Annotated in this window: 13 protein-coding genes and 2 pseudogenes; 8 read left to right on the top strand and 7 right to left on the bottom strand. The window is 72.7% G+C overall.

What is annotated here, in order from left to right; genetic code table 11:
• Window positions 1-105: 105 nt before the first annotated feature.
• From IXW69_RS10555 to IXW69_RS10545, 3 genes are all read right to left on the bottom strand, one after another.
• Window positions 106-699 carry a hypothetical protein gene (locus IXW69_RS10555; RefSeq protein WP_194786302.1) on the bottom strand — a complete coding sequence of 198 codons (594 nt, stop codon included), beginning with the start codon at window positions 697-699 and terminating at the stop codon, window positions 106-108.
• A gap of 204 nt (window positions 700-903) precedes the next feature.
• Window positions 904-2,514 (bottom strand): alpha/beta hydrolase, encoded by a 1,611-nt coding sequence (locus IXW69_RS10550; protein WP_194786301.1) that lies wholly within the window; start codon window positions 2,512-2,514, stop codon window positions 904-906.
• A 73-nt stretch (window positions 2,515-2,587) separates the two neighbouring features.
• Complete coding sequence (locus IXW69_RS10545; RefSeq protein WP_194786300.1) at window positions 2,588-4,105, bottom strand: alpha/beta hydrolase; 1,518 nt, start codon at window positions 4,103-4,105, stop codon at window positions 2,588-2,590.
• A 124-nt stretch (window positions 4,106-4,229) separates the two neighbouring features.
• Between IXW69_RS10545 and IXW69_RS10540 the strand changes: the two genes are divergently transcribed.
• The 3 genes from IXW69_RS10540 to xseA all read left to right on the top strand — a co-directional run bounded on the left by IXW69_RS10540 (window position 4,230) and on the right by xseA (window position 8,224).
• Entirely contained in the window at window positions 4,230-5,648 is a 1,419-nt protein-coding gene (locus IXW69_RS10540; protein WP_194786299.1) for a DNA recombination protein RmuC, read from the top strand.
• A 322-nt stretch (window positions 5,649-5,970) separates the two neighbouring features.
• Complete coding sequence (locus IXW69_RS10535) at window positions 5,971-6,654, top strand: hypothetical protein (protein ID WP_228525314.1); 684 nt, start codon at window positions 5,971-5,973, stop codon at window positions 6,652-6,654.
• 211 nt (window positions 6,655-6,865) lie between these two features.
• A complete protein-coding gene (gene xseA / locus IXW69_RS10530; RefSeq protein WP_407646567.1) occupies window positions 6,866-8,224 on the top strand; it encodes an exodeoxyribonuclease VII large subunit in 1,359 nt (452 codons plus the stop codon).
• Between the two features lie 110 nt (window positions 8,225-8,334).
• On the opposite strand, the gene IXW69_RS10525 is transcribed toward xseA, so the two are convergent.
• Window positions 8,335-9,975 (bottom strand): glycoside hydrolase family 32 protein, encoded by a 1,641-nt coding sequence (locus IXW69_RS10525; protein ID WP_194786298.1) that lies wholly within the window; start codon window positions 9,973-9,975, stop codon window positions 8,335-8,337.
• A 137-nt stretch (window positions 9,976-10,112) separates the two neighbouring features.
• Here IXW69_RS10525 and IXW69_RS10520 point away from each other — a divergent pair, with 137 nt between their 5' ends.
• Window positions 10,113-10,370 carry an exodeoxyribonuclease VII small subunit gene (locus IXW69_RS10520; RefSeq protein WP_194786297.1) on the top strand — a complete coding sequence of 86 codons (258 nt, stop codon included), beginning with the start codon at window positions 10,113-10,115 and terminating at the stop codon, window positions 10,368-10,370.
• Window positions 10,371-10,407: 37 nt separating this feature from the next.
• Complete coding sequence (locus IXW69_RS10515; protein ID WP_194786296.1) at window positions 10,408-11,382, top strand: carbohydrate kinase family protein; 975 nt, start codon at window positions 10,408-10,410, stop codon at window positions 11,380-11,382.
• A gap of 326 nt (window positions 11,383-11,708) precedes the next feature.
• Here IXW69_RS10515 and IXW69_RS10510 read toward each other — a convergent pair.
• Window positions 11,709-12,668: pseudogene (locus tag IXW69_RS10510) on the bottom strand (PhoH family protein); the annotation flags it as partial.
• A 139-nt stretch (window positions 12,669-12,807) separates the two neighbouring features.
• Window positions 12,808-13,584, bottom strand: a complete 777-nt coding sequence (locus tag IXW69_RS10505; RefSeq protein ID WP_194786295.1) for an isoprenyl transferase — start codon at window positions 13,582-13,584, stop codon at window positions 12,808-12,810.
• A gap of 204 nt (window positions 13,585-13,788) precedes the next feature.
• Between IXW69_RS10505 and trhA the strand changes: the two genes are divergently transcribed.
• From trhA to IXW69_RS10490, 3 genes are all read left to right on the top strand, one after another.
• Window positions 13,789-14,580 carry a PAQR family membrane homeostasis protein TrhA gene (trhA, locus tag IXW69_RS10500; protein WP_194786294.1) on the top strand — a complete coding sequence of 264 codons (792 nt, stop codon included), beginning with the start codon at window positions 13,789-13,791 and terminating at the stop codon, window positions 14,578-14,580.
• Window positions 14,581-14,691: 111 nt separating this feature from the next.
• A complete protein-coding gene (locus IXW69_RS10495; RefSeq protein ID WP_228525313.1) occupies window positions 14,692-15,900 on the top strand; it encodes a PPK2 family polyphosphate kinase in 1,209 nt (402 codons plus the stop codon).
• A gap of 131 nt (window positions 15,901-16,031) precedes the next feature.
• A complete protein-coding gene (locus IXW69_RS10490; protein WP_194786293.1) occupies window positions 16,032-16,535 on the top strand; it encodes a GreA/GreB family elongation factor in 504 nt (167 codons plus the stop codon).
• Window positions 16,536-16,767: 232 nt separating this feature from the next.
• Here IXW69_RS10490 and IXW69_RS10485 read toward each other — a convergent pair.
• Window positions 16,768-18,474 (bottom strand): annotated as a pseudogene (locus IXW69_RS10485) (hypothetical protein); the annotation flags it as partial.

The following is an 18,474-nucleotide window of genomic DNA, read 5'->3' as shown; positions in this document are numbered from 1 at the left end:
ACCGGCCGGCCCGGTGACGACCGGTCCGGCCTCAAGCCGCGCACCGCCGACCGACTGACCGACCGCCGTGACGTTCGCGGTGCCGCCCGACGACCACCGCCAGGCTCAGAGGGACCCGAGGAGCCCGCTCCATGTCGTCGGCGCGCCGAGGACGTCGTGCGCGAAGAGCCCGATCATCACGGCGACGACGAGTGCGGTGCCGCCCACCAGGGCGACGCGCAGTCCCCAGCCGCGCAGTGCCTCGGCCGGAGCCGCGGCCGCGAGCCGGCGGGAGCGGACGTCGTGGAGCTCCTGCCCGCGGTTGCGGGCGGTGACGATGAGGAGGCCGATGCAGGCGCCGGCGGCCGCGGCGGCGAGGACGAGGACGGGCACGCCCTGCGGGGACCAGGCGCCGCTGCCGACGACGCTCAGTCGGGAGGCGAGCGGAGCGACGGCGGTGCCGTGGGAGCTGCGCCCGGCGCCGGCCAGGACCCCGGCCGAGCCGACCTCAGAGGCCGCGGCGGCGAGCCCCGCGCCGACGGCGAGGACACCGACGACGGGCAGCACGAGCACGAGGGCTCCGACGACGGCGCGCTCGGCGGCGTTGCGCCTCAGGTGCCCGAGAACGGCGCCACCCACGAGGATCGCCGCGATCGTCACGAGGATGACGAGAGGCAGGTGCTCGGCGGAGTCGGAGGAGAGGCGGAGGAGCTCGTTCACGTGGCCGATCATGCGTCCGAGCCACCCGCTTGCCACTCGACCGCGAGGGCGAGTCGAGCGTGACGCTCCCCTCCGCGAGGAGGAGGACAGGCTCCCCCTCGGGGTGGCCCGCCGGACGGGGCCGGGCCGCCCCGCAGCGCGCGGGACGGCCCGGTGTCACGGCTTCGCGCCCCGGACGGGGCGGGGCCGGCTCAGAGGGCCGGCTCAGGAGGCGGCGAGGACGCCCTCCCAGGTCGTGAGGTAGCCGGTGACGGCGTTGCCGGCGAGCCCCAGCGCGCAGGCGACGACGACGGCGACCCCGGCGACGAGCAGGGCCCGCGCGGCCCAGCCGCCCACGGCGCCGACCGGGCCGACGGGGCGTTGCTCCCCCGCGGCTATCGCGGCGAGCGCCCGACCTCGCCGTCGGGCGGCGAGGAGGAGGACGCCGCACGCCGCGGCGGCGAGGACGCCGGCGCCGGTGAGCACGCGGGCTCTGACGGGCGACCACGGTCCCGACGTGACGGCGCCGTCGTGGCGCTGGTCGTGGGGCGTGTCGGCGATGACGGCCAGGAGGGCGGCGTCCGCGGTCCGAGTGGCGGACGCGCTCGGGCCCGTGGCGGCCGAGGCTCCCTCGACGGCGCTCCAGACGGCGGGATCGGATCCCCACCAGGCGAGGACCGTGGGGAAGCGGGCGCTCCACAGGCTCCAGGCGTGGCCGCCGGTGACCGGGGTGTCGGTGGTGACCGTGTCGGGCTTGTGGACGACGGCGGCCATGGACCAGGCGGTCTGGGCCGACTTGAGCCCGTCGTCCTGGGCGCCAAGGGCGTAGAAGCGGGTGCCGAGCACGGAGTGGCTGGCGGCGAGGAGGTGGGAGAGCGTGTAGGCGTCGGCGACGGCGGCCCCCGAGGTGGCCAGACCTCCCTCGGTGGGACGGTCGTAGCTGGACATGACCGCGGCGGAGCCGAAGGTCTCGGGCTCGGCGATGGAGGTCCAGCCGGCGCAGTAGGCGCCCGCGGAGATGCCGAGGGCCATCCAGCCCTCGCGCTGGGTGGTGACGTTGGGGAAGGTGGCGCGCACCATCCGCGGGATCTCCTGGGCGACCCAGGTGCCGACGGCGGGGCGGCCGGCGATGTTGGCGCAGTCGTGGGCGTTGACGTCGACGTTGAGGGAGGGGATGACGATGATGCTCGGCGGGATCCGGTGCGCGTCGATCGCCGCCTGGAGGGCCGCGGGCGAGCCCAGCGCGCCGATCATCGAGTCGGGGGTGCCCCGGTAGCCGTGGAGGGCCTCGATGACGCCGTAGGTGCGTCCGTCGTCGGGACGGTAGCCCGAGGGGACGACGACCTTGACCGCGAGGCTGACGCCGCTGACGGGGCCCGTCCAGGTCGTGGAGAGGACGCCGTTGGAGCCCGTGGTGAAGGAGGCCTTCCAAGCCGTGGCGGGGACGGCGTCGAGCTGCTCGACGGTGGCGAGCGGCCGGACGTCCCCGACGAGGGCGGGTCCGTTCGACGTCGTGGTCGTGCTCGACGTCGTGCGGGGAGCGGAGGACGTCGTCCTGGCGGGAGCGGCGACGGTATCGGTCGACGTGGCGAGTGCGGTCGGCCGGTCACCGATGGTGGTGCGGGCGACCTGCTCGGTGGCCGCGGCCAGCTGTCGGGTGGCTCCGGAGACCCCGGTCCCGCCGGGGACCACGGCGGCGCCGGATCCGGCACCGCCCACGGTCGCCGTCCGCTCTGCGGAGTGGACGCCGACGAGGTCCCCCACCGTCTGGACGTACTGCCCCTGTCGGTTGATGAGCAGGCCGCCGACGGCCATGACTCCGGCGACCGGCAGCACGAGGACGAGGAGGAGGGACCTCTCATCCGGATCGGCACCTGGCGTGACGCGGAAAGGTCCGAGTGCCCGAGCCCTACTGGAAGGCTGCGCTGATGATGCCGCCGAGGTCGTCCCAGGAGGTCGCGAAGCCGGTGACTGAGTTGCCGACCAGCCCGATGGTGGCGGCGATCGCGGCTCCGACGAGGAGGACCGCGAGGCTGCGCAGCACCCAGGCGCCCGCGCCTCGTCCTCGCGGCCCCCAGCGCAGGAGCGCGATGGTGCCGAGGAGGCACAGGAGGACGCAGCCGGCGAGGGTGAGCGGGCCGCCGGGGTCGGTCGGGGTGACCTTCTGCGCGTCGGCCACGGTCTTGCTCGTGCGCTGCGAGAGGGGCGTGTCGATGATGGGAGTGATGCCGCTCGACGCGGCGGCCTGCGCGTCCTGGGCGGTGCTGAGCCCGGCGGCGCGGAAGACGGCCGGGTCGGAGCCCCACCAGCGGAGCATCGTGGGCAGGTGGCTCGACCACAGCTTCCAGGTGTGCCCGCCGGTGACGGGGGTGTCCGAGGTGACGACGTCGTCGGAGTTCTGGGCGGCCTGCATGCGCCAGGCGGTGAGGGCGGCCGCGTAGGGGTCGTCCTGGGAACCGAGGACGTAGTAGCGCAGTCCCGGGCGGCCTGTCCGCTGGCGCACCATCGTCGACAGCGTGTTGGCTGCGGCGACGGCGTCGCTGCCGTGGGCCATGCCGCCCTCGACGGGACGGTCATAGGAGGACATGACGCCGGCCGAGCCGTACTGGGCGTCATTGTTCATGGCGAGCCAGGCGGCGCAGTAGGCGCCCGAGGACAGCCCCATGAGGAGCCAGCCGCTGCGGTCGCGGGTCGTGTTGGGGAAGGTCTCGGCGACCATCCGCGGGATCTCCTGGGCGACCCAGGTGCCGACGGCGGGACGCCCCGAGATGTTGGCGCAGTCGTGCTGGCGGCCGTCGGGGTCGAGGGAGGGCATGACCATGATCGACGGTGGGATGAGACCGGCGCTGATGGCCTTGTTGAGGGCGTCCGCGGCGCCGAGCGCGGTGGAGAAGGAGCCAGGGTCGCCCGGGTAGCCGTGGAGGCCCTCGATGACGTCATAGGTGCGTCCGTCAGTGGGGCTGTAGCCCTGGGGGAGGATGACGCGGACGCTGAGGTCGAGGCCGCTGACGGGGCCGCGGAAGGTCGTCGTCAGCGACCCGTCGTCGAGGCGGGTGAAGCGCGCTCGCCAGCGCGAGGCCGGGACCGCGTCGAGCCGCGCGGGCGTGGCGAGGGGCTTCACGTCGCCGGTGACGCGCTTGCCCGAGGTGGCGGTGCTGACGAGGTCGGAGACTGTGGGGACGTAGTCGCCGGAGCGGTTGAGGGCGAGGCCCCCGGTCGCGAGCGCGAGGAGCGTCGGCACGAGGACGGCGACGACGGCGCCCGCTCCCCGGCGAAGGCGGTGGGGGCGTCCGGAAGCGTCCGCGCCCCGGGCGCGACGCAGGCGCGGGAGCAGCGCCCCGACGACGGTGCAGGCCAGGAGGGTCAGAACGGCCGCGGTGACGACGGCGCCCACGGTGGTGAGCGGGAGTGCGCCGATCTGCTTCATGCCGCTGAATCTGCCCCGGAGGGAGCCCACGGGGATCGTCCTGGAGGAGGAGCGAGTCCCCGATCCGTCTCCTCCAGGGGAGGGCAGCCGTATTCGTGTCGTGGGGGCGTGGGACGGTGGGGGCATGAGCACCACCGCCCTGCCCGTCCTGCTGCTCGTCCTCGGCATCGCCGTCGGCGCCGTCCTCGGCTACGCGCTGGCCGTCGCCCGGTCGGCGACGGCGCGGGCGGGGGGCCGTGATGAGGCCGCCTCGCTGCGTGCGGAGGCGGCGCAGTGGCGGGCACGCGCGGAGGAGCTCTCCGAGCGCACACAGCTCGCGGAGGAGCGGGCCGAGCGGGACGGCGCCGTCCTGCGCGCGCTGGCGCCCGTCCGCCAGCAGCTCGAGCAGGTCGGGGCGCGGGTGGAGAGCATGGAGCGCCAGCGCGCCGCCCAGCACGCGACGCTCTCCGAGCAGCTGAGAGCAGGGGCTCGCAGCGAGCAGGAGCTTCGACGTGCGACGGCCTCCCTCGAGGGCGCGCTGCGCTCGCGCTCGAGCCGGGGGCTGTGGGGTGAGGTCGAGCTCGCGCGGGTTCTCGAGGCTTCGGGGATGATGCGGCACATCGACTTCGTGGAGCAGCGCTCGGTGGCCTCGGTCGTGGGCCGGAGGGCCGGAGCCGGCTCGATCGACGACGGTGTCCGCTCCGGGACCGGGCGCTCGCGACCCGACGCCGTCATCCACCTGCCCGCCGGGGGCCACCTCGCGCTGGACGCGAAGGTGCCGCTGGACGCCTACCTCCGCGCCTGCGGCGTCGGCGAGGAGGAGCGCAGCGCCGGTGGCGCGGGCGCGACGGGTGCGAGGACCGGACACGACGCGGGGAACGTGGCGAGGACCGGGACAGACGAGGCGACCGGAGCAGAGCGCACGACGCAGGGAGCCCAGGGCGAGGACGGTGCGCCGGGAGCGCACGGCGGGGAGGCGTCGTCGGGAGCGACCGGAACAACGCGGCCGACGGAGGCGGAGCGCACGCGGCTCCTCGCTCAGCACGCGCGGGCGCTGCGCGGTCACATCGACGCCCTCGCGGACCGCCACTACGACCGCTCGCTCGGGGACTCCCCCGAGCTCGTCGTCCTGTTCGTGCCCGCGGAGCCGATCCTCTCGGCGGCGCTGGACGCGGACCCGACGCTCATGGAGCACGCCCTCGACCGCGGCGTGGCTCTCGCCTCCCCGGCCTCCTTGCTCGGCATCCTGCGCACCTGCGCCACGGCGTGGGCGCGCACGGCGGTCAACGAGGACGCGCGCGAGCTGCTCGACCTGGGCCGGACCCTCTACGAGCGTCTGGGGACCGTGGCCGGTCACCTCGACCAGCTGGGCAGTGCCCTGACTCGCTCGGTCACCGCCTACAACAGGGCGGTCGGCTCGGTGGAGTCGAGGCTGCTCGTGACGGCGAGGTCCTTCGAGGCGCTCGGGGACTCCCTCACCGAGCTCCACGAGGTGGATCCGGACGCGGCACAGGTCCGCCGTCTCACGGCCCCCGAGCTCACGGCTCACCCCCTGCGGTCGTAAAAATTCACCCGGGCCAATTCCCTCCGCCCCGATGGGTGAACTTTCGGGATATTCGGGGTTTTCCCAGGTTTCACGCCGATCGCCGCCGATCGGCGTCCTTCTCCCGAAAAACCCGCACGCGCCTCCCACCTCGCAGGGTGTACCCGCATCACGCATGTGGGTTCTCAGGCGTTCTACGGAGGCGCAAGGATCCCAAGCGCATCCAGGTTTTTTCGCGCCATTCCGCAGAAAAGTGCCGATTTCAGCGATCACTTGAGTTCCCGCGGTGCCCTCAATATATGGTTGCGCGCGTCCCCAGCCACTCGACACGAAGGTCTCTTTCATGGCACTCGACGAAGGCGTGATCGGCGCGCCGGTCTCGATGACCGCAACCGACTCCCGCAGCCGCTCCGGCGCCCGTCTCACCACGGAGTCCGCTCCGATCCTGACGCGTCTCGACGAGCTCGCGGGCGAGCAGGAGCGCCTCCAGGAGCAGCTCTCCTCCCTGCGCGACGAGCGCGACTCCCTCATCCTCCGGGGTCTCGCCCACGGCATCTCCTCCTCGGAGCTCGCCAACACCTCGCACCTCACCGGAGCCCGTGTCCGCGCCATCGCTGACGCCGCCGCCTCCTCCTCGGCCCGCGAGCGCGTCTCGCACGCCGTCGCCCGCCTCGTCGAGCACAAGCCGGCCCTGTGCACCACCTACGGCGCCCTGGCCACCGCCGTCGGGATCGGCTCCGCGAAGGGCGTCGCCTCCTCCCTCGCTACGAACCCGGACGTGTCCGCCCGTGAGGGTGCCCGCGTCCTCCTCCTGCGGTGGGCCTCCCCCACCATCGGTGGCTACGTCATCCCCACGAAGGAGCCTGCCTGGCAGACGCAGGGCGACGACACCGCCAGCCGCCTGGAGTGCCTCAAGGCCGAGGGCCTCGTCACCCAGACGCTCAGCCCCGACGGGCCGATCTGGTACGTGCCCTTCGACCGCGTGTGCGCTGACGCCAAGCGCCTCACGCAGATCATCGCCGGCTGACACCAGCCGCACCGCCCGCCGCCGGCCCCTGGTCGCGTCACCGGGCACATCGAGTCGGGACATCAACGCCCTCCGCAGCACCGCCCTGCGGAGGGCGTTGTCGCGGTCCCGGGCCGGGCGGGTGCCGCGCCGCGCGGGAAGCCTGAGGCCGCGATGGTCCGCGCCGAGCATCGGGGCGGGTCCGGACCGCCGCGCGTGGCACAGTGGGGCCGTGACGCAGCAGCCCCCCGCTCAGGGATCCCCCGCCCCCGGCCGTACCGACGCCCCCGGCAGCGTGAGGGCCGACGCCGAGCGCGGCAACCCCGCCACCCGCAAGGAGCCCGCCCGCCTCGCCCGGGACACGACGGCGGAGAACCCGTGGCCCCTCCGCCTGCTCTCCACGAAGATCGACGCCTACGTCGCCCGCATGACCGAGGTGTGGGTCGAGGCGCAGATCGTCCAGCTCAACCGTCGTGCCGGCATGTCCTTCCTGACGCTGCGGGACCCGGAGGCGGAGATGAGCCTGCGGGCCTCCCTGTACCGCCGCGACCTCGAGCGCTCCGAGCGGGCGATGGGCGCGCAGCTGAAGGAAGGCTCACGCGTCGTCGTCCACGGCCGGCCGACCTTCTGGACGAAGGGAGGCTCCCTCCAGTTGCAGCTCGACGACGTCCGCCCCGTCGGCGAGGGCGACCTCCTGGCCCGCATCGAGCAGCTGCGCCGGATCCTCGCCGCCGAGGGGCTGTTCGAGCCGGGGCGGAAGAAGCCGCTTCCCTTCCTGCCCACCAAGGTCGGCCTGGTGTGCGGACACGACGCGAAGGCCAAGGACGACGTCATCACCAACGCCCGACTGCGCTGGCCCGGGCTGCCCTTCGAGGTGCGCGAGGTCGCCGTCCAGGGTGTCCACGCGGTCCCCCAGATCACGCGAGCCATCCAGGAGCTCGACGCGGACCCGACCGTCGAGGTCATCGTCGTCGCCCGCGGGGGCGGCGGCGTCGAGGACCTCCTGCCGTTCTCCGACGAGGGCCTCGTGCGCGCCGCCGCTGCCGCCCGCACGCCCCTCGTCTCCGCCATCGGGCACGAGACCGACCGCCCGCTCCTCGACTACGTCGCCGACTACCGTGCCTCGACGCCGACGGACGCCGCGCGTCGGATCGTGCCGGACCTCGCCGAGGAGACGGTCGGGCTCGACCAGGCCCGCGAGCGCATCCGGGTGAGCCTGACGAAGAGGATCGAGGACGAGCAGCGGCGCCTGGACCAGGTGCGCGAGCGCCCCGTCATGACGGACCCGACCGTCATCGTGCGGGACAAGGTGGTCGAGCTGGACCAGGCCCGCTCCCGCATGCGCCGGGCCATGACGACGGCGATCGACCTGGCGGCCGCGGACCTGCGCGCCGAACGCGCCCGGCTCACGGCTCTGTCCCCGCAGGGGGTCCTCGACCGCGGCTACGCGATCCTGCGCAAGCCCGGCGGCGGCGTCATCCGCAGCGCGGACGACATCAAGAAGGGCGACCTCATCGAGGGCGTCCTCGCCTCCGGGCGCATGGTGGCGCAGGTCGTGGGCGCCACGAAGCCCGCTCCGTCTGAGAGCTGACCCGCCCGCCTCACGACACCCGCTCGCCGAGTCAGCCCGTTTGGCGCGAGTCCGCCCCAACAACGGGTGTTCTCGCGCCAAACGGGCTGACTCGCGCTCTGGTTCGGGGCCTAGCGCGCGGCCAGGCGCTCGCCGTAGGCGTCGTCCATAGTCCAGGCGCGCAGCCTCGCCCGCGTGAGCCCTGCGCCGTGAACGACGACGCGCTCGTCGGCCGGATCGGATCCGACGCGTGCGGACAGGGGCTGGCCGTTGACGAAGACCTCGAGGCTCGAACGGTCCAGGAGGATCCGGAGCTCGACGCCGCCGTCCTCACCCAGTGGCACGGGACCGCTCAGCTCGCGCGTCTCCTCACCCTCACAGGGTGAGCCCGGCTCGACCGAGCCGGTGCGGTCGAGGCTGAGCCAGCCGGTCCAGGCGTCCTGCCCGGCGTCACCGACCGGCGCGCGACGCGAGAGCATGAGTCTCGTCCTGCGTGACCCGTCCTCGGAGGCGAGGAGGTCGATGACGACCGGGTCGCCTCCAAGCTCGCCCGAGAGCACGACGTCAAGACTGCGGCCGCGCAGCTCGACCGCAGCGGCGGCCTCGCCGTCGAGGTCAGCGACCTGATCCCCGCGGAGCGTCTCGAACTCGGCGATCGGCGCGAAGCGGAGGGTGCCGTCGGCGGCGAGGGTGACGGTCCGGGGCACGTTCATCGAGCCTGCCCAGCCCGCCGCGATGCGCTGCTCCTGGGTCCCGTTGAGCTGCATCCAGCCGATGGTGACGCGGCGCCCGTCGGGCAGGGTCACGGACTGGGGAGCGTAGAAGTAGTTCTCGCCGAGGTCGCTGCACCCCTGCGCGGTGACCGTCATGCGGGTGCCGGTTCGCACGCCAGTCATCCACATCGAGCGCATGGTGTCGCCGTCGTGCCAGGCGGAGACGCACAGGACGTCGGCCGTGCCACCGTCACCGGGGACCGTGCTGAGCTCGGGGCACTCCCAGACGGTGCCGGTGGCGCTGACGTCGCCGTCGCCGACGGCGAGGGGTCCCTCGTAGGTCCAGGTGCGCAGGTCCTCGCTGGAGAAGCACAGGGCGGCTCCGCCCTGTGCGCCGTCGGCCCCGGCGCCGGGGATCCCGGATCCCATGACCTGGTACCAGCGTCCGTCCTCGCGCCACACGGAGTGGTCGCGCATCTCGGGCAGGTCCTGCCCGACGCTCACGTGGGCGACGTCGACGACGGGGTTGGCGCCGTCCTTGACCCAGCGCGTGAGCAGCGGATCCTCGTCGGGTGGGACCGCGGGCACGGCCAGGCAGCCCACCTGGGTCGGGCCGCCCATGTTCCCCGAGTAGACCATCGTCGGGGTGGTCGGACCGTCCGGGTCGGTGGGATCCGTGGGACCGTCGACGATGACACCGGACCAGCAGCCCAGGGCGTCGGGGCCCTCCGGGCCGGGCTCGAGGGCGATCGGAAGGTCGGTCCAGCGGACGAGGTCCGCCGAGTACTGGTGGCCCCACTGGATGAGGTCGTGGACCGGCGCGTGGGAGTTGTGCTGGTAGAAGAGGTGCACGAGCGGCTCACCGTCGGGGCCCGGCTGGACGGTGAGGCCGTTGGGGTCGTTGAGCCATCCCCACGGCGGTGTGACGTGCCAGCGGGGACGGGCCGGGTCGGCGTCCGCGCGGCCGCGCTGGAGAGCCTCGGGGACCTCGACGCGGCGGCCGGGGGTGCTCGGGGTGAGGGGACACCCCGCCTCCGCCTGGCTGGGGCTGCTCGTCATCGTGTGGATCCTCCGTGGGCTCCGGTCGGGGCACTCGCCCTCTCGGGCTCGGGCAACCCTACGTCGACTCCCGAGGCCCCGAAGACGCGGCCGTCTGTCCCGAACGCCGGGGCGCCGCGCGTGCGACAATCGGGCGCATGAGCCTCACCCCGGACGAGTCCGAGCCCACCACCGCACCGGACGCCAACGCCGACGTCGCCACGCTGTCGTACGAGCAGGCCCGGGAGGAGCTCGTCGGGGTGGTCCAGCGCCTCGAGGCCGGCCAGGTCCCGCTCGAGGAGTCCCTCACCCTGTGGGAGCGCGGCGAGGCCCTCGCCGCACGCTGCCAGCACTGGCTCGATGACGCCCGGGCGCGGCTGGCAGCCGTCGCCGAGCACGACGACGCCGAGTCCTGACCCGCCTCCCCTCCCGCCAGCACGAAGGAGCTGCACCATGACCGCACCCGGACGCGAGGGCACGGCCCTCGTCATCGGCGAGGCGCTCGTCGACGTCGTCATCCGCCGCGACGAGGACCCCGTGGACATCCCCGGAGGCTCACCCGCCAACGTCGCCCTGGGGCTCGCCCGCCTCGGCCGCGACGCCGAGCTCGACTGCTGGATCGCCGACGACGACCGCGGCCACGCGATCCGCGAGCACCTCGACGCCTCGGGCGTCCGCCTCACGCCGGGCTCCGAGGGCGCCGAGCGCACCTCGACGGCGCAGGCGACGATCGGCGCCGACCGTGCCGCCACCTACTTCTTCGACCTGGACTGGAACCCGCCGTACCCGCGTCGCGAGGAGGGCACCACCCCGCCCGTCCTCGTGCACACGGGCTCCATCGCCGCGATCCTCGAGCCGGGCGCGCAGACGGTCGCGAAGGTCCTCGACGACTTCCGCGCCACCTCGACGATCTGCTACGACCCGAACGCCCGCCCGCAGCTCATGGGCGAGCCCGCCGACGCCCGCGCGAAGGTCGAGTCCCTCATCGCGCGCGCCGACCTCGTCAAGTGCTCGGACGAGGACATCGCCTGGCTCTACAGCCGGGAGGACCTCACGACGGAGGATCTTGAGGCGATCCTCGGCGACTGGCTGGACAAGGGCCCGGCCGTCGTCGTCGTGACGCGGGGGAAGGAGGGTGCCCTGGCGCTCACCTCCTCGGGCGTTCGCATGCGCGTGCCGGCGGACCCGAGCGTCGTCGTGGCCGACACAGTCGGCGCGGGCGACTCCTTCATGGGCGGCCTCGAGGACGCGCTGTGGACCGAGGACCTCGTCGGGGCGGACCGCCGCGAGGCGCTGCACGCCATCGACCCGGAGACCCTCGAGCGCGTCGTGCGCCACGCGGCGGCGATCGCGGACATCACGGTCTCGCGCGCCGGCGCGAACCCGCCCACGCGCGCCGAGCTCACCGGCTCCCTCGAGCGGGACTGAGCGCGCGCGGGCTCACGCTGCCCCCCCACCACAACCGATGGCGGCTCCCGGACACCCCGGGAGCCGCCGTCGGCGTCGTAGCAGGCTGACCGCCCCGGCCCGAGCCCCGGCCGCGCACGACCCGCGTCAGTACAGCGGCACCTCGTCGAGCATCCGGGGACGAGCTCGGCGATCTCGCTGCGCTCGGTGCGCACGAGGTCGACGTGCGCGAAGAGGGGGTTGCCGCGCAGGGACTCGATGACGCTCGCGATCCCGTCCCAGCGGCCCACCCGCAGGTTGTCTCGCTGGGCGATCCGGTCGAGGCGGTCGATCGGCACCACGGAGGACAGCGTGTCGAAGACGGCGTCGGCCCAGGGCTGCATCTTCTCCCCCGTGTCCCCGGGCAGGAAGCCGAGGGTCTGACCGCCGACGGCGTAGAGCGGACGGAAGACCATGACCTTGCGGTGCTCGCGGCGGTTGACGACGGCGTCGAAGACGGCCGCGAGGGCGGACTCGCCGGTTCCGGCCCGGCCGCCGAGGGACACGATGCCGACGTCGGGGTTGAGGAGATGGTCGATGGCGACGCGCTGCTCGGCGGAGCGGCCGTGCACGCCGAAGACCTCCCGGTCGGGGCGGACGATCCGGATCTCGTCGCCGACGACGGTGGCCAGCGCCGAGGCCCGCGGCGAGGAGACGGTGAGGCCGGTGTGGTCGAGCTCGGCGGCGAGGCGGTCGGCGTCGCCGGGCTCGAGGCGGTCGAGCGGGAGGGCGCCGTCGGACCACAGGGCGTCGAGCTCCTCGGCGCCGACCGACAGGCTCGACATGCCGGTGTAGCCGGATTCGGGGGCGAGGTGGGCACGGTACTCGTCGGCGGTCAGCCCCACGGAGGAGGCCTTGATGCGCATGGGCATGTCCTTGGAGACGACGGTGACGTCCGCGCCGGCGTTGGCGAGCCCGACGGCGACGGCGAGGATCCGGGTGTCGTTGTCCCCCAGGCGCATGCCGGCGGGCAGGACGCGGTCGTCCGTGCCGTTGAGCTCGACCCGCAGGGTGCCGCCCTCGTCGTTGAGCGGGACGGGGCGGTCGAGGCGTCCGTGCCGCTCGCGCAGCCCGTCGAGGAGCCGCAGGGCGGTGCGCGCGAAGTAGCCGAGCTCGGGGTCGTGGCGCTTGGACTCGAGCTCGGTGATGACGACGACGGGCAGCACGACGGCGTGCTCGTCGAAGCGCAGGATCGCGCGGGGGTCGGACAGGAGGACGGAGGTGTCCAGGACGTAGGTGCGCAAGGAGCCGCTCTTCCGGTGTTCCACGGCGGGAGCCCCGGCGGCGTCCCGCCTCGTGCTCCTCACGCTAGGAGGGCGGGTGCGCGGGCAGGGTCTGGGCGCGGCGAAGGTCGGGCGAACGGCCGGTGACGATCCGGGCGCGCGGCGGGGCCGGGTGCGGCCGTCCTCAGCGCCCGAGGCGCCGCTCGCGGTGCGCGTAGTCGCGCAGGGCGCGCAGGAAGTCGATTCGCCGGAAGTCCGGCCAGTAGACCTCGCAGAAGTAGTACTCGGAGTGGACGGACTGCCACAGGAGGAAGCCCGAGAGGCGCTGCTCGCCGGAGGTGCGGATGACGAGCTCGGGGTCCGGCTGGCCCTTGGTGTAGAGGTGCGCCGTGATGTCCTCCTCGGAGAGGGACTCGGCCACCTCCTCGAGGGTGTCCCCGGCTGCGGCGCGCTCGCGGAGGATCTCGCGGATCGCGTCGGCGATCTCCTGGCGGCCGCCGTATCCGACGGCGACGTTGACCTGCATGCGCTCGTCGGGCTCCGGGGCGGCCTCGTTGGCGACCTCGACGGCGGCGCACAACCGCCCGGCGACGGGCTCGGGGAGGAGGTCGACGGCCCCGACGAGCCGCAGCCGCCACAGCTTCCCGGTGGCGAGCTCCTCGACGGCGTGGGCGATGATGTCGAGCAGGGGCGAGAGCTCGGCGGGGTCGCGGTTGAGGTTGTCGGTGGAGAGCATCCAGAGGGTGACGACCTTGACGCCGGCGCCGTCGGCCCATCCGAGGAACTCGGCGATCTTGTCGGCGCCGCGCTTGTGGCCCTGGGCCGTGCCGAAGCCCATGGCCTTGGCCCAGCGGCGGTTACCGTCGAGGATGACGCCGACGTGGGCGGGGGTGCGGTCGTTGTCCGTCTGGGCGATGAGCCGGCGCTCGTAGAGCTCGTAGACGAGGTTGTCGCCTGCCATGACTCTCCTCGGGTCCGGTGGTCGGCGCGCGGCGCCTCACGGGCCGCGTCGGACTGCTGGGACAACCGTAGCGCGGGCCTGTTGCTCGCAGGGCGCCAGGAGGAGACTCTCAGTACGTGGGGGTGACGCTGAACTTACGGTCGCGTAACCTACGGAATCGTAACCTTCGGGTCGCACTTTGGCACCCACCGCAGGAGAAGCACCGTGAGCCCACACACAGCAACGCGCGGCCGAGGCACCCGCCTCGCCGAGGACGTCCGCGACGCCGCCTCCGAGGCGACGTCCCGGGCGGCCAGCTCAGTCGGCTCTGCCGCCGACTCCGTCGCGAGCGCCGCCGCCGACGCCGCCGCAGCCGTCCTCGCCTCCAAGCCGCGCCTGCGCGGATGGATCCACGCCTGCACCGCCCCCCTGGCGCTGGCAGCCTGCATCGTCCTCACCGCCCTCGCCCCGGGAGCCGCGCTCACGTGGGCCTGCGCCGCCTACCTGGTCTGCTCGCTCGTCCTCTTCGCGAACTCCGGCGTCTACCACCTGTCGAACGGGCACTTCCCGAGCCGGGTCACGACCGTCCTCCAGCGCTTCGACCACGCGAACATCTACCTGCTCATCGCCGGCACCTACACGCCGCTCAGCGTGGCCCTCCTGACCCCGGGCACGGCGCGGCTCGTCCTCGCCATCGTCTGGGGTGGCGCGCTCGCCGGCATCGTCACGACCCTCGTGTGGCGGACGGTTCCCCGCTGGTTCGCGACCCTCCTCTACGTCCTCCTCGGCTGGGTGGCGACCTGGTTCCTGCCCTCTTTCTGGCGGGCCGGCGGTGCCGCCGTCGTCTGGCTCATCCTGGCCGGAGGGATCGTCTACACGCTCGGCGGAGCCGTCTACGCGCGGCGCTGGCCCAACCCGGCACCACGCTGGTTCGGCTTCCACGAGATCTTCCACGTCTGCACCGTGCTGGCCTGGGCCTGCCAGTGCGTCGCCTGCTTCATCGCCGTCCTGGGCTGAGCGCGAACCAGCCGCGAAGCGCCGCGCGGGGCGGCTTCCCCGGGCTAGCCTGCCTCCAACCGCTCGACGACGGCGACGCCGCCGTCGCTCCCCGTCCCCCAGGAGGACCCCATGGGCAGGAACAAGAAGAAGAACGACGCCGCCGAGGCCGCCGTGAACGCGGACCTGTGGAGCCAGGACCCGCGCGAGGCCCTGCGCGTCGGCCCCGACTTCCACCTCGCCTCGCTCGACCGGGCCTCGACGCCCGGCTGGGAGGGCGACGAGGACGACGCCGTCACCTACCAGGCCGCGATCGCGCCGCTGCTCGCCACCTTCCAGGAGCGCCTCTTCGCCGCGTCCAAGGAGGGCTCCACCAAACGCGTCCTCATCGTCGCCCAGGGCCTCGACACGGCCGGCAAGGGCGGGATCGCGCGTCACGTCATCGGGCTCGTGGACCCGCAGGGCGTGGAGCTCACCGCCTTCAAGGCGCCCACCGAGGAGGAGAAGGAGCACGACTTCCTCTGGCGCATCCGCAAGGCCGTTCCCGACGCCGGCTACATCGGCTACTTCGACCGGTCGCACTATGAGGACATCCTCGTCCCCGGGGCCAACGGCCAGCTCGACGACGCCGCCTTCGACGAGCGCGTCGAGCAGATCCGCGCCTTCGAGCACGAGCTCGTCGAGTCGGGCACCGCGATCATCAAGATCGCCCTCATGGTCTCCTACGAGGAGCAGGGGCTGCGGCTGCTGGAGCGCGTCGACCGCCCGGACAAGCACTGGAAGTACTCGACGAACGACATGTCCGTGCGCGGCCAGTGGTTCGACTACCAGGCGATCTACCAGCGCATGCTCACCGCGACCTCCTTCGACGAGGCCCCGTGGCACGTCATCCCGGCGGACAACAAGTGGTACTCCCGGGTCGCCGTGACGGAGATGCTGCTGCGCACCCTCGCGGACCTGGACATCCCGTGGCCTGAGGGCACCTTCGACGTCGAGGCCGAGCGCGAGCGCGTGCGCGCCACGATCTCGGAGGAGGCGCTCGCCGGCTACGACAAGAAGCTGAGCGACAAGCTCGCCAAGGTCTCCGGCCGCATCGCCGCCGTCGACGAGGCCGCGAAGGAGATCCAGGCCGACGGCGAGGACGACGCCCCGGGCTCCGCCGGCAGCCTCACCAAGGCGCCCGCGGGAGCCAAGGACAAGAAGACGACGAAGCCCAGAATCAAGAAGACCAAGGGCTCGAAGACCGTCAAGAGCACCCGGAGCACCAAGAGCGCCAGGAGCTCGACCACGAGGTTCGGCAGCACCAGCCCGCGCACGTCGGGCAGGAAGGCCTCGAAGTAGCACCGGGCGGTACACTCGCCCACCTGACACGGGCCGAGGCGCGTGCGACGCCGTCGGCGTCGGCGCCCCGCCCACCCGGCGGTCGGCCCCGGCGCCGACCGCCGCCCCACGCAGAAACCAAGGAGGAACCCATGGCCGATGAGACCACGGAGAACACCGACCAGCAGGGCACCTGGCTGACCCAGGAGGCCTTCGACCGCCTCACCGAGGAGCTCAAGCGCCGCCAGGAGGAGGACCGCAAGGAGATCGCGCAGCGCGTCGAGGCGGCCCGTCAGGAGGGCGACCTCCGCGAGAATGCCGGCTACCACGCCGCCCGCGAGGAGGCCGCCCTCAACGAGGCCCGCATCATCCAGCTGACCGACATGCTCGAGAACGCGCAGATCGGCGAGGTCGCGGACGACGGGCGCGTCTCCGCGGGAATGGTCGTCACCGCGAAGGTGGCCGGCAAGGAGCAGAAGTTCGCGCTCGGCGGCCAGGAGATCACCGCGGACGTCCCCGAGGGCGTCAAGGTCTTCTCCCCGGACGCCCCGCTCGGCAAGGCCCTCATGGGCCACAAGGCCGGCGAGACCGTCTCCTACGAGGCCCCGAACGGCAAGGAGATTAAGGCCGAGATCGTGGACGTCACCAAGCTCTGACGCCCACTGAGACCGTCGGCGGCGGCCGGTCCCTCACTGCGAGGGACCGGCCGCCGTCCTCGTTCGAGACGCTTCAAACACCGCACGAGCGCCGCGGGGGGGGGCGCCCGCGCGGGGCGTCACGGCAGCCCCAGCCCGAGCGTCGTGACACGCACGGAGGCCCGGCCCCCTGGGGGCCGGGCCTCCGGTATGGGCGGCTGCCTCAGGGACCGGTCACCGAGTCCTTAGCGGCTCATGCCTCGTCAGCACGACGGCGCCGGCTCACGAGGAACCACCCGAGTGCGAGAAGGCCACCGACGACGACGACCCCTCCGAGCACGTTCGCACCGGTGTGGGCGAGACCGTGACTCGGGCTGGTGGGCTCGTGCGGCGCCACAGGCACCGTGGGGTGCGACGGTTCCGTCCGGTTCGACGGCACCGTCGGGTTCACGGCGGGCTGCGAGGGGCTCTCGCTCGGCGCGGGCGAAGGGGACTCGCTCGACGCGGGCGAGGGGGACTCGCTCGACGCGGGCGAGGGGGACTCGCTCGACGCGGGCGAGGGGGACTCGCTCGGCGCGGGCGAGGGGGACTCGCTCGGCGCGGGCGACGGAGCCGGGGTCTTCACGGTCACGCAGGCGTCGTTGTTGGCGATCAGGTCACCATCAGAGGCATTGTCCGCCCCCATGACCACCTGGTTGTACAGACCCTTGGTCTTGTCACCAGTGCCGTCAGCACCACCGGTGGTGTCACACGTGCCCACGGCGTTCCAACCAGCGTCAGAGTTGGCCGAGGCCGCCGCACGATCCACCGTGAACGTCACCGGAACCGTGTACGACTTCGACGCACCCGCCGCCAGCTCCTCACCCGGAATCGTGGCAGTCGGGGTCGCAGCGTTCTTCACCGCGAAACCAGCCGGCAGAGCATCCGAGATGTTGTCAGTCAGGTCCTCGAACGCGCCCGCAACACTGCTCGTGTTCGTCACCGTCACCTTGTAGTCGACCGTGAACTCGTCCGAACCATCAGCAAGCTCAACAGCCGAGCCCTGACCATCAGCCAGACCCTTCTCAACCTTGAAGGTCGGGACCGGGGCCTTGACGGTGACGCAGGCGTCGTTGTTCGCGATGCCGTCACCGTCGGTGGCGTTGTCAGCGCCCATGATGACCTGGTTGTACAGGCCCTTGGTCTTGTCACCGGTGCCGTCGGCACCACTGGTGGTGTCACAGGTGCCGGCGGCGGTCCAGCCGGCGTTGCCGTTGGCGCCAGCGGCGGCGGGGTCGACGTGACCGACGACGGTCACCACGTAGGACTTGGACTCACCCGCGGCCAGGTTCTCACCCGGGATCGTCGAGGGAGACACCGAGTCAACGCTGAAACCAGCCGGCAGGGAGTCGGACATGTGGTCCGTCAGGTCCTCGAAGGTGCCCGCGACGGTGCCCGTGTTGGTCACCGTCACCTTGTAGGTCACCTTGAACGCGTTGTCCGCACCAATGGTGATCTGCGAGGGCTGGTCCGTGGTCAGACCCTTCTCCACCTTGAAGGAGGCCTTGGGCTTGTCCACCGTGACGCACGCGTCGTTGTTGGCGATCAGGTCACCATCAGAGGCATTGTCCGCCCCCATGACCACCTGGTTGTACAGACCCTTGGTCTTGTCACCAGTGCCGTCAGCACCACCGGTGGTGTCACACGTGCCCACGGCGTTCCAACCAGCGTCAGAGTTGGCCGAGGCCGCCGCACGATCCACCGTGAACGTCACCGGAACCGTGTACGACTTCGACGCACCCGCCGCCAGCTCCTCACCCGGAATCGTGGCAGTCGGGGTCGCAGCGTTCTTCACCGCGAAACCAGCCGGCAGAGCATCCGAGATGTTGTCAGTCAGGTCCTCGAACGCGCCCGCAACACTGCTCGTGTTCGTCACCGTCACCTTGTAGTCGACCGTGAACTCGTCCGAACCATCAGCAAG

This window comes from Actinomyces haliotis (assembly GCF_015355765.1).
Lineage (GTDB): Bacteria > Actinomycetota > Actinomycetes > Actinomycetales > Actinomycetaceae > Actinomyces > Actinomyces haliotis.
This window is presented reverse-complemented; position numbering and strand designations above follow the sequence as displayed.